Annotated in this window: 10 protein-coding genes; 7 read left to right on the forward strand and 3 right to left on the reverse strand. The window is 60.1% G+C overall.

Annotation, left to right across the window (positions count from 1 at the left end; all coding sequences use genetic code 11):
• Positions 1–60: 60 nt before the first annotated feature.
• The 4 genes from KZH41_RS28795 to KZH41_RS28810 all read left to right on the forward strand — a co-directional run bounded on the left by KZH41_RS28795 (position 61) and on the right by KZH41_RS28810 (position 3425).
• The gene (locus tag KZH41_RS28795; RefSeq protein WP_094949536.1) at positions 61–1026 is read left to right on the forward strand and encodes an L-carnitine dehydrogenase; all 966 of its coding nucleotides are present in this window, start codon (positions 61–63) and stop codon (positions 1024–1026) included.
• A gap of 118 nt (positions 1027–1144) precedes the next feature.
• The gene (locus KZH41_RS28800) at positions 1145–1624 is read left to right on the forward strand and encodes a thioesterase family protein (RefSeq protein ID WP_263274115.1); all 480 of its coding nucleotides are present in this window, start codon (positions 1145–1147) and stop codon (positions 1622–1624) included.
• Between the two features lie 9 nt (positions 1625–1633).
• Complete coding sequence (locus KZH41_RS28805) at positions 1634–2794, forward strand: gamma-butyrobetaine dioxygenase (RefSeq protein WP_263274116.1); 1161 nt, start codon at positions 1634–1636, stop codon at positions 2792–2794.
• 367 nt (positions 2795–3161) lie between these two features.
• Entirely contained in the window at positions 3162–3425 is a 264-nt protein-coding gene (locus KZH41_RS28810; RefSeq protein ID WP_263274117.1) for a hypothetical protein, read from the forward strand.
• A 95-nt stretch (positions 3426–3520) separates the two neighbouring features.
• Here KZH41_RS28810 and KZH41_RS28815 read toward each other — a convergent pair whose 3' ends face one another.
• Positions 3521–4624, reverse strand: coding sequence for a GlxA family transcriptional regulator (locus KZH41_RS28815; RefSeq protein ID WP_094949539.1), 1104 nt, complete (start codon positions 4622–4624; stop codon positions 3521–3523).
• A 461-nt stretch (positions 4625–5085) separates the two neighbouring features.
• Positions 5086–6462, reverse strand: a complete 1377-nt coding sequence (locus KZH41_RS28820; RefSeq protein ID WP_263274118.1) for an L-serine ammonia-lyase — start codon at positions 6460–6462, stop codon at positions 5086–5088.
• 415 nt (positions 6463–6877) lie between these two features.
• On the opposite strand from KZH41_RS28820, the gene KZH41_RS28825 reads away from it, so the two are divergent.
• From KZH41_RS28825 to choV, 3 genes are all read left to right on the forward strand, one after another.
• Positions 6878–7825 carry a choline ABC transporter substrate-binding protein gene (locus tag KZH41_RS28825; protein ID WP_094949541.1) on the forward strand — a complete coding sequence of 316 codons (948 nt, stop codon included), beginning with the start codon at positions 6878–6880 and terminating at the stop codon, positions 7823–7825.
• Positions 7826–7894: 69 nt separating this feature from the next.
• Positions 7895–8740: a choline ABC transporter permease subunit gene (gene choW, locus KZH41_RS28830; RefSeq protein WP_263274119.1), complete on the forward strand. Its 846-nt coding sequence runs from the start codon at positions 7895–7897 to the stop codon at positions 8738–8740.
• Positions 8737–9918, forward strand: coding sequence for a choline ABC transporter ATP-binding protein (gene choV, locus KZH41_RS28835; RefSeq protein WP_094949543.1), 1182 nt, complete (start codon positions 8737–8739; stop codon positions 9916–9918). The genes choW and choV overlap by 4 nt, the downstream gene beginning before the upstream one ends.
• 133 nt (positions 9919–10051) lie before the next feature.
• Here the strand turns inward: choV and KZH41_RS28840 are convergent, their stop codons facing one another.
• Entirely contained in the window at positions 10052–11986 is a 1935-nt protein-coding gene (locus KZH41_RS28840; RefSeq protein ID WP_242156139.1) for a BCCT family transporter, read from the reverse strand.
• Between the last annotated feature and the right edge of the window lie 98 nt (positions 11987–12084).

Genomic DNA, 12084 nt, shown 5'->3' on the forward strand with positions numbered 1-12084 from the left:
CCGCTATCGCAGGCAAGCCAGCTCCCACATTGAATCACCGGACTTTTCAGGATCGTCACTATGAGCTTTATCACCGAAATCAAAACCTTCGCCGCCCTCGGCAGCGGCGTCATCGGCAGCGGCTGGGTATCCCGCGCCCTGGCCCACGGCCTGGATGTAGTCGCCTGGGACCCGGCGCCCGGCGCCGAAGCGGCCCTGCGCAAACGCGTCGCCAACGCCTGGGGCGCTTTGGAAAAACAAGGCTTGGCACCGGGAGCATCCCAGGACCGCCTGCGCTTTGTCGCCACCATTGAAGCGTGCGTGAAAGACGCCGACTTCATCCAGGAAAGCGCCCCGGAACGCCTGGAGCTGAAACTGGAGTTGCACAGCAAGATCAGCGCGGCGGCCAAGCCGAATGCGCTGATTGGTTCGAGTACCTCGGGCCTGTTGCCAAGCGAGTTCTACGAGGGTTCCACCCACCCGGAACGCTGCGTGGTCGGCCACCCGTTTAACCCGGTTTACCTGTTGCCGCTGGTGGAAGTGGTGGGCGGCAAAAATACCGCGCCGGAGGCTGTTCAGGCGGCGATCAAGGTGTATGAATCACTCGGCATGCGCCCGTTGCATGTGCGTAAGGAAGTGCCGGGGTTTATCGCAGACCGCCTGCTTGAAGCGCTGTGGCGTGAGGCGCTGCACTTGGTCAACGACGGCGTGGCGACCACCGGAGAGATCGATGACGCCATCCGTTTTGGCGCCGGGTTGCGCTGGTCGTTCATGGGCACCTTCCTAACCTACACCCTGGCCGGCGGTGATGCCGGGATGCGGCATTTCATGGCGCAGTTCGGCCCGGCGCTGCAGTTGCCGTGGACGTACCTGCCGGCGCCGGAATTGACTGACAAGTTGATTGATGATGTGGTCGATGGCACCAGCGAGCAGTTGGGCAAGCACAGCATTTCGGCGCTGGAACGCTATCGTGATGATTGCCTGTTGGCGGTGCTTGAAGCGGTGAAAACCACCAAAGCCAAACACGGCATGAGCTTCGCTGAGTAACCGCTGTTGATTTCCTGTGGGAGCTGGCTTGCCTGCGATAGCGGCGGTGAGTCGTACATGGCTATCGCAGGCAAGCCAGCTCCCACATTTGACCGAGTACATAGCCGGAATTTATGTGATGCCTGCACTGACGACTTACACCACAAAAATCCTCCCCGACTGGGTGGATTACAACGGCCATCTGCGCGATGCGTTCTACCTGCTGATCTTCAGCTACGCCACCGACGCGCTGATGGACACCTTGGGTTTGGACATTGAAAACCGCGAGGCCAGCGGCAATTCATTGTTCACCCTGGAACTGCACCTCAACTACCTGCACGAGGTAAAACTCGGTGCCGAGGTAGAGGTGCACACCCAACTGATCGCCCACGATGCCAAGCGCCTGCACCTGTATCACAGCCTGCATTTAGCGGGCGATGAAAAAGAACTGGCCGGCAACGAACAGATGCTGCTGCACGTCGACCTCGCTGGCCCGCATTCGGCGCCGTTCACCGCGGCCACCCTGGAAAAACTCATCGCTATCCGCGCTGCGCAGGCCGACCTGCCAAGGCCCGCCCTCCTCGGCCGTGTGATCGGTTTGCCGCCCAAAAAACCCTAAGGAGCCGTCATGCGCACTGCAGCCGCTGTTGCCGACTTTCGTACTTACCCAACGATCTGCGACCTCGCCGAGGTGCAGGTGCTGGAGGATCAGCTTCGCGTGCATTGGGCCGATGGCCGAGTGAGCCCGTTTCATCATCAGTGGCTGCGGGACAACTGCCCGTGCGCGGAGTGCGTGTACAGCGTGACCCGTGAGCAGGTGCTGGAGATTGTCGATGTGGCTGAGAATCTCAGCGCCAGCAGCGCGCGCATTGATCAGGGCTTGCTGAGTGTGGAATGGAACGGCGGCCACCTGAGCCAGTACGATCCCGGCTGGTTACGGGCGCACGCCTACGACGATGAATCCCGCGCTGAGCGCCGTGCGGCGAAACCCCAACCCCAGCTGTGGGACCAGCACTTCACGTTGCCGGTTTTCGACTACGCGGCGGTGATGGAAGACCCCAAGGTCCTGCTGCAATGGTTGCTGGCCTTGCGTGACGGCGGCCTCACGCAAATCCGTGGCGTACCCACCGAACCCGGCTCCCTGGCGCTGATCGCCAAGCGTATTTCGTTTATCCGCGAGAGCAACTTCGGCGTGCTGTTCAACGTGCAATCCAAGGCCGATGCCGACAGCAATGCCTACACCGCTTTCAACCTGCCATTGCACAGCGATTTGCCGACGCGGGAGCTGCAACCGGGGCTGCAGTTTTTGCACTGCCTGGTGAACGAGGCCACGGGCGGCGAGAGCATTTTTGTCGATGGGTTCGCCATCGCCAATGCGCTGCGCAGCGAAGACCCCGAGGCGTTTCGCGCGCTGTGTGAAATACCGGTGGAGTTTCGCAACAAGGACCGTCACAGCGACTATCGCCGCCTCGCGCCGATCATTGCGCTGGATGCCTTGGGTGAAGTGGCGGAGATCCGCATGGCCAACTTTCTGCGTGGGCCATTCGAGGCGCCGGTGGAACAGATGCCGTTGTTGTATCGCGCGTATCGGCGCTTTATTTCGATGACGCGGGAGGAGCGGTTTCGGTTGGTCAAGCGTTTGAATCCGGGCGAGTTGTGGTGCTTTGATAACCGCCGCACGTTGCATGCGCGCAATGCGTTTGACCCGGCTTCCGGAGCGCGGCACTTTCAGGGTTGTTACATCGACCGGGATGAGTTGCTCTCACGGATTCTGGTGTTGCAGCGGTAGACCGCGGCGCACCCCTCGCAGGCAAGCCAGCTCCCACATTTGACTGCGTTCACAAGTCAAAATGTGGGAGCTGGCTTGCCTGCGAGGGGGCCCGTGAACTCACCACAAACTCCAGGCAAAAAAAGCCCCGATCCAGCCGTGACTGGATCGGGGCAGAGTGCTTGGTGTGAGCGTGACATCCCGAGGGTGACCAAACCTTCAAGGTGCGTGCCTGGCGTTCAGTGTGCCTATTACTTGTGTCGGTAAATGACCCGAAAACGACCTGTTCATAGCCATCTGAGCCATTCGTTGAATCTGCCCTTGCCGACCGGCCGAGGGCCTACCAGAATCCCAGTCAGTCCCCGCTCCCTACACCAGGATGAACGTCATGATGCACGCGGATTTGATTGACCAGGATGACCTGCTGGGCCAACTGCGCTCACTGGGTTTTGAAGTGTCCAGCGGCGCCACCGCCGAGCAGGCTTGCGAGTGTGCGGTGCGCGGTTTGAGTGCCGCGCGGGCCAAGGCGCTCAAGGGCATGGTGGAACAGATGTACACCGGCAGCGCGACGATCTTGCCGGCTGTGCGCCAGGCGATCGATAGGCAGTTGTTGCCGGCGTTGGGGCAGTTCAAGCAGAACTCTGGCGTCTGATAGATCGCTATCGCAGGCAAGCCAGCCCCCACATTTGAATGTATTCACAGATCAAAATGTGGGAACTGGCTTGCCTGCGATGAAGTACCTTCGGTCTAGAGCCTTACACTCGCGAAAGTCGACTCATTCCTGGCCTGACTCAACGCCGACATCGGCCCCGACAACGGTGACAACACCAGCGCCTGCGGAATCGGCATCATCGCCACTTGCTGGGTGGTGTTGGAACCTACGCGTTCATCCCGTGGCGGTATGCCGAAGTATTCGCGGTAGCACTTGGAGAAGTGCGGCGTGGACACAAACCCGCACACCGAGGCCACTTCGATGATCGACATCGGCGTTTGCTTGAGCAGTTGCCGTGCACGGATCAAGCGCAGCTTTAAGTAGTAACGCGACGGCGAGCAGTGCAGGTATTTCTGGAACAGCCGCTCCAACTGGCGACGCGACACGGCGACGTACACCGCCAGCTCGTCCAGGTCGATCGGCTCTTCCAGGTTGGCTTCCATCAGCGCGACGATTTCCTGCAGTTTCGGCTGGTTGGTGCCGAGCATGTGTTTGAGCGGCACACGCTGGTGATCCTGTTCGTTGCGGATGCGTTCGTACACAAACATCTCGGAGATCGCTGCCGACAATTCACGGCCGTGGTCGCGGCTGATCAGGTGCAGCATCATGTCCAGCGGCGCGGTGCCGCCCGAGCTGGTGAAGCGGTTGCGGTCAAGGGTGAACAGGCGTGTGCTCATGGCGACACGCGGGAACGCTTCCTGCATCGACGCCAGGCATTCCCAGTGCACGCTGCAATCGAAACCGTCGAGCAAACCGGCGCAGGCCAGGGCCCAACTGCCAGTGCACACGGCGCCGAGGCGACGCGACTGGCGCGCCTGGCTTTGCAGCCACGACACGTGTTCACGGGTAACGGTGCGCTGGATACCCACGCCGCCGCACACAATCACAGTGTCCAGGGCCGGGGCTTTGTGCATGGAGGCATCGGGGGTGATTTGCAGACCGTCGCTGGCCCACACTTGGTTGCCGTCGACACTCAGGGTTGACCAGCGATACAGCTCACGGCCGGACAACTGGTTGGCCATGCGCAGCGGTTCCACTGCGGACGCCAGGGAAATCAGCGTGAAATTGTCCAGCAGCAAAAAGCCGATGGATTGAGGCGCACGGTTCTGGGGTTGGGCCCCTGAGTTGAACGACGTCATCGCGGTATCTCCTCACACAAAGCGGGTGATGGCCTCAGGCGAGGCTCTTGTTATTGCGCTCGCCCTGGAAAGGAGAGGCTTTGAATAGATAGAGCAAATGCCATGCCTAAAATTGAATGGGCATTCAATAACTCCTGAAAACGACCTGATGACGCGTCTATTTAAGCCCGCGCAGGAAGTGCGGGATATGCCTCGAAAAGGACGCTGGCGTGCGCCTGCTCACGGGGTGTGAGCAGATCGGTAGCACTTGTGGGAAGGCGCTTTGCGGGCGTAGGAAGAGTCTGTCACCGCACGCACGGGTGACGGGTGGTCGGGCGGGAATTCGTTCTGGAGCTACTTATCTGTTTGCGACGCGCTAAAAGGTGGCGCTTTTGAATCCGGGTGTTCACTTTATGAGCAGTTTGCTAATCAATTGTGGCGAGCGGGCTTGCCACAACAAGCCGCTCACCAGAAGAAAGCGCTCAACACTCCACCGCACTTACCGCCAACCCACCCCGCGATGTTTCCTTGTACTTGTCATGCATGTCCGCGCCGGTATCGCGCATGGTACGGATCACTCGGTCCAGGGAGATAAAGTGCTGGCCATCGCCGCGCAGCGCCATCTGCGCCGCGTTGATCGCTTTCACCGCTGCAATCGCATTGCGCTCGATGCACGGCACTTGCACCAGCCCGCCCACCGGGTCGCAGGTCAGGCCGAGGTTATGTTCCAGGCCGATTTCGGCGGCGTTGCACAGCTGCTCCGGCGTGGCACCGAGGATTTCGGCCAACCCGGCTGCGGCCATGGCGCAGGCCGAACCGACTTCGCCTTGGCAGCCGACTTCGGCGCCGGAAATCGAGGCATTCTTTTTACACAAAATTCCCACGGCCGCCGCGCTGAGCAAATAGTCGACCACGTTGGCTTCAGTCACTTCGTCGCTGAACTTCATAAAGTAGTGCAGCACCGCCGGGATGATCCCCGCCGCGCCATTCGTCGGTGCGGTGACCATGCGCCCGCCGGCGGCGTTTTCTTCATTCACCGCCAGGGCGAACAGGTTGACCCACTCCATCGCACTCAAGGTCGAGCCAATCACATTTGGCTTGCCCAACTCCTGCAAGCTGCGGTGCAATTTGGCGGCGCGACGCCGCACGTTCAAGCCGCCGGGCAAGATGCCCTCGTGCTTGAGGCCCTGCTCCACGCAATCTTGCATGGCGCGCCAGAGCTTCATCAGGCCGCTGCGGATTTCTTCCTCGCTGCGCCAAGTCTTTTCATTCGCCAGCATCAACTCGGACACGCGCAGGTTGTGGGTCTTGCACAGCTGCAAAAGCTCCACCGCGCTGGAAAAATCATACGGCAACTCGGTGCGGTCCATATCGGCCACGCCGCTTTGCGCCTGGGCTTCGTCCACCACAAAACCGCCACCGACCGAGTAGTAGGTATCGCGGTGCAGCTCGCCGTCATCGCCGAACACCACCAGGGTCATGGCGTTGGGGTGGAACGGCAGGTTTTCGTCGAGCAGGCGCATGTCGCGCGCCCAGATGAAGGGCACCGGCAGGCGGCCGTCGAGCAACAGTGTGTCGGTCTCGCGCAGGGTGTGAATACGCAGGCCGATTTGCGCCGGGTCGATAGCGTCCGGCCACTCGCCCATCAGGCCCATGATGGTGGCGGTGTCGCTGCCGTGGCCGATGCCGGTGGCCGACAATGAGCCATACAGCTGAACTTCGACGCGCCTGACTTGTTCCAACAGTTCACGTTCACGTAATGCTTGGACGAACAACGCTGCGGCGCGCATGGGGCCGACGGTGTGAGAACTAGAAGGCCCGATGCCGATCTTGAACAGGTCGAAAACGCTGATAGCCATTGCCGTGAAACTCCTCGGTGAGCAGGCTAGGCATGAACAAGCTGCTACGCTCAGATCGCCCAGATGGCGGCATCATCAAGCTTTTATCCGCCCTCACGGCGTCTCACACCGACGCACCCATGCTCAACAGCGTCGCTCCCGTGCGATCAAGCGTTTTGGCCGTTTTTAGCGGTGCAGATCGGTAAAAACTGCAGTTTTGCCTTCGGAAAAATCTGTAAGCGACGTCACCGACACTGGATACGACCATCCCTGTACTGGATACGACGCCCCCTGTAGGCGTCAGATTTTCACTGGTACATGATCAGTCTCGACTCGATGGCAAGGCACCGTGCCGGCGCTTCATCGCACGCCCCAACCGCAACACTTATAAAGCGCGGCGAAAGCCGCCAGAAAAAAGACACAGGAGTCTACCCCGATGAAAGGTTCACCCTCGTTGTTGTTGGCCGCCATGCTGAGTCTGCCAGTCCTGGCACACGCTGCAGAACCGGAACAGTGCAAGACCGTTAACTTCTCCGATGTCGGCTGGACCGACATTACCGTCACCACCGCGACCACCAGCGAAATCCTCAAAGGCCTAGGCTACAAGCCGCGCACCACGATGATTTCGGTACCTGTGACCTACAAGTCGCTGGCCGACGGCAAAAACATGGACATCTTCCTCGGCAACTGGATGCCGACCATGGAAAACGACATCAAGCAGTACCGTGATGCCGGCACCGTGGAAACCGTGCGCGCCAACCTGGAAAACGCCAAGTACACCCTGGCGGTCCCCGAGGCGCTGTATGACAAGGGCCTGAAAGACTTCGCCGATATCGCCAAATTCAAGGATGAGCTAGGCGGCAAGATCTACGGCATCGAGCCGGGTAACGACGGCAACCGCACCATCCAGACCGTGATCGACAAGAACCAGTTCGGTTTGAAAGACGCGGGCTTCAAGATCGTGGAATCCAGCGAAGCCGGGATGCTCTCCCAGGTCGAACGGGCCACCAAGCGCGGCCAGGCCATCGTGTTCCTTGGCTGGGAACCGCACCCGATGAACACCCGCTTCAAGATGAAGTACCTGACCGGCGGTGACGATTCGTTCGGCCCCAACTACGGCCAGGCCACCATCTACACCAACACCCGCAAGGGCTACACCCAGGAATGCAGCAACGTTGGCCAACTGCTGAAAAACCTGGCGTTCACGTTGAACATGGAAAGCACCCTGATGGGTAACGTCCTGGACGACAAGATGAAGCCCGACGCCGCGGCCAAGGCCTGGCTGCAGAAGAACCCGCAAGTGCTCGACACCTGGCTCGCCGGTGTGACCACGGTTGACGGCAAACCTGGGCTGGAGGCCGTAAAAGCGTATCTCGCCAACTAGCACCCGCTGACCCCAGGCCGGTGCGCTGGCCTGGGATGTTTTCCCCTTCGCATGTGGACATTCACTACCATGCTGACTGAACATAAACTCCCACTAGGCCAGTACATCGCTGCCTTCGTCGAATGGTTGACCCAACACGGTGCCAACTACTTCGACGCAATCGCATCGACTCTGGAAACGATGATCCACGGCGTGACGTTTGCGCTGACCTGGTTCAATCCGCTGGCATTGATCGGTCTGATTGCGCTACTCGCTCACTTTATTCAACGTAAATGGGGCCTGACGGTATTTGTCATTGCCTCCTTCCTGCTGATCCTGAACCTTGGGTACTGGCAGGAAACCATGGAGACCCTCGCCCAGGTGCTGTTCGCCACCCTGGTCTGCGTGGTCATCGGTGTGCCACTGGGCATTATTGCCGCGCACAAACCCATGTTCTACACCCTGATGCGGCCGGTGCTCGATCTGATGCAGACCGTACCGACCTTCGTCTACCTCATCCCAACCCTGACCCTCTTCGGGCTGGGTGTGGTGCCCGGGCTGATTTCCACGGTGGTGTTCGCGATTGCCGCACCTATCCGTCTGACTTACCTGGGTATCCGCGATGTGCCGCAAGAGTTAATGGACGCCGGCAAGGCCTTTGGCTGCTCGCGCCGCCAGTTGCTCTCACGGATTGAACTGCCCCACGCTATGCCGAGCATTGCCGCCGGCATTACCCAATGCATCATGCTGTCGTTGTCGATGGTGGTGATCGCGGCCCTGGTAGGCGCCGACGGCCTCGGCAAGCCAGTGGTCAACGCACTGAACACCGCCGACATCGCCCTGGGCTTTGAAGCCGGCCTGGCAATCGTATTGCTGGCGATCATGCTCGACCGCATCTGCAAACAACCCGACGCCAAAGTAGGAGGTGATGCATGAGCATTATCCGATTCGACAATGTCGATGTGATCTTCTCCAAAGACCCGCGCGAAGCGCTCAAGCTGCTCGACCAGGGCATGCACCGCAACGAGATCCTGAAAAAGACCGGGCAGATTGTCGGCGTTGAAAAAGCCAGCCTGGACGTGGAGAAAGGCGAGATCTGCGTGCTGATGGGCCTGTCGGGCTCCGGCAAGTCGAGCTTGCTGCGCTGTATCAACGGCCTCAACACCGTGAGCCGTGGCCAGCTGTTTGTGGAGCATGAAGGGCGCCAGATCGACATCGCGTCCTGCACGCCTGCGGAGCTGAAAATGATGCGCACCAAGCGCATCGCCATGGTGTTCCAGAAGTTCGCCCTGATGCCCTGGCTGACGGTGCGCGAAAACATCAGCTTTGGCCTTGAGATGCAGGGCCGCCCCGAGAAAGAACGGCGCGCGCTGGTGGATGAAAAACTCGAGCTGGTGGGCCTGGCCCAATGGCGCAACAAGAAGCCCGACGAGCTGTCCGGCGGCATGCAGCAGCGCGTCGGCCTGGCCCGCGCGCTGGCGATGGACGCCGATATCCTGCTGATGGACGAACCCTTCTCCGCCCTCGACCCGCTGATCCGCCAAGGCCTGCAAGATGAACTGCTGGAGCTGCAACGCAAGCTGAGCAAGACCATCGTGTTCGTGAGCCACGACCTGGATGAGGCACTGAAACTCGGCAGCCGCATCGCGATCATGAAAGACGGCAAGATCATCCAGTACAGCGTGCCGGAAGAGATCGTGCTGAACCCGGCGGACGACTATGTGCGCACCTTCGTCGCGCATACCAACCCGCTGAACGTATTGTGCGGTCGCAGCCTGATGCGCACCCTGGACAACTGCAAACGCATCAACGGTTCAGTGTGCCTGGACCCGGGCGGCGATTCGTGGCTGGACCTGGCAGAAGGCAACACCATCAAGGGTGCCCGCCAGAATGGCGCGGTGATGAACCTGCAGAACTGGGCACCAGGGCAACCGGTAGAAGGTTTGGGCCGTGTGCCGACGCTGGTGGATTCCAATATCGGCATGCGTGATGCGTTGCAGATTCGTTATCACACCGGGAATAAGTTGGTGTTGCATGACAGCAACCACCAGGTGGTGGGGATCTTGGGGGACAGTGAGCTTTACCATGCCCTGCTGGGCAAGAACCTGGGCTAGTCGCTTGATCGTTCCCACGCTCTGCGTGGGAATGCCGCCCTGGACGCTCTGCGTCCGCTCTTAAGTCGTGACGCAGAGCGTCACAAGATGCATTCCCACGCTCCGCGTGGGAATGATCATTCAAACTCAACTATCAGCTATAGACACGGCCAAGGAGCTGCCGATGGCTTTCAAACTGGTCGAGCACGTCCCGGGTGATCTGTTCCTGGGCAAAGCCCATCAGGTCGTATTCCTGAGGTCCGTTGTGCAGGTAGACCTCGGCCCGGTAATAACGCGTGCGCTCTTCTTCGGGCAAGTCGCTCGGTGCCGCCGAATAAGCATCCAGGCTCACTTCATAGACAAACGGGTTGCCCTCTTCCATCTCGATGCGCACACCGATGCAACGCTTGGATTTGCCCAACAAGGTCTGCACTTCCAGCCCTTGATCACGCAACGCAACCGCCGCTTCTTCCAGCGCCGGCGTTACGTGCTTGTCCATAAAGCGCTGCACGGTGGCCTGGCTCGGTTGCAGGTCCAGGGCGGTCAAGCGCTCGCTGAAACCACGGCGGCCACGTTCGGCCAATTGCGCCTGCTCCTGTTCGATGGCCACATCCTGGCGCATCGCCTTGTGCAAACCGAACATGAACAAAATCAGCACCACCGAGAACGGCAGCCCCGCCAGCACCACCATGGTTTGCATGGCTTCGAAGTTGCCAGCAAACAACAGGCCGATGGTCACCAGGGTGATCACGGCCGACCAGAAGATACGCAACCAGTGCGGCGCATCTTCATCCACATTGCCGCCTTTGCAGGAAAGGTTGGCCATCATCACCGCGCCGGAATCCGCCGGGGTCAGGAACAACACAAAGCCCACGAAGATCGACACACCGATAACAATTTTCGACGCCGGGTAGTGCTCCAGCAATTGGTAGATGGCCATCGACGGTTGTTCCAGCGCCGTCTTGCCCAACTCCACGGCACCGTGGTTGAGCACCAGGTCCAGGGCCGAGTTACCGAAGATCGACAACCACGCCAAGGTGAAGCCCAGCGGGATCAGCAGCACGCCGGCCACCAGTTCACGCACGGTGCGACCACGGGAAATACGCGCGATGAACATGCCTACGAATGGCGCCCAGGAAATCCACCAGGCCCAGTAGAACAGGGTCCACAGGCCCATCCAACGCTCGGTCTTGTCGGCGTCGCCTTCGTACACATACAGGTCGAAAGTCTTCAGCACGATGCCGTTGAGATAATCACCCGTGTTCTGCACCAAGCCATTGAGCAGGTGCAGCGTCGGGCCGAACAGCAGCACGAAAATCAGCAAGCCGCTGAACAGCACGATGTTGAGGTTGGACAGGCGGCGAATACCGTTTTCCACACCCGACACGGCGGCGATGGTCGCCACGGTGCTCATCACGATGATCACGATCAGCAGGTTGGTGTTGTTGTGCTCCATGCCGAACAGGTTTTCCAACCCGGACGACACTTGCATCGCACCAATCCCCAGGTTCGTCACCAGGCCCAGCAAGGTCACGAACATGCCGAAACCGTCCACCGCGTGGCCGGCCGCGCCTTTCACCCAACGCTCGCCTACCAGCGGGTACAGCGCCGAACGCAAGGCCAGCGGCTGGTTGTGACGGTAGGCGAAGTACGCCACGGCCAGGCCCACCAAAGCATAGATCGCCCAGCCATGCAGGCCCCAGTGCAGGAAGGTCAACTGCAGCGCCTGGCGTGCCGCACCATTACTGGCAGCCGCGCCTTCGGGCGGGTTGAAGTAGTGGTCCAACGGTTCCGAGGCGCCGAAGTACAGCAGCGAGATGCCGATACCCGACGAGAACAACATGCCGGCCCAGGCGCCGTAGCTGAAGTCCGGGGTGTCGTCCTTGCTGCCCAGTTTCAATTTACCGTAGGACGAAAACGCCAGGCCGACCACAAACACCAGGTAAGCGGCGATGACCACCATGTAGTACCAGCCAAAGCTTTTGGAAAGCCAAGCCTGTGCTACGCCGAGCATGCGCCCGGCCTCCTGCGGGGCGATGATCAGAATGGCGGTCAACAACAGAATGAGCGCGGTGGAGGTGTAGAACACCCAACCGTTGACCCGGACCTTTTCCGGCGGGGTCTTTATAAGAGAGGCAGAACTCATGGCGCAGATGCTCCGGGCAGTGCGAGAGAGAAACACAAGGC

This window comes from Pseudomonas sp. YeP6b (genome assembly GCF_025642995.1).
Lineage (GTDB): Bacteria > Pseudomonadota > Gammaproteobacteria > Pseudomonadales > Pseudomonadaceae > Aquipseudomonas.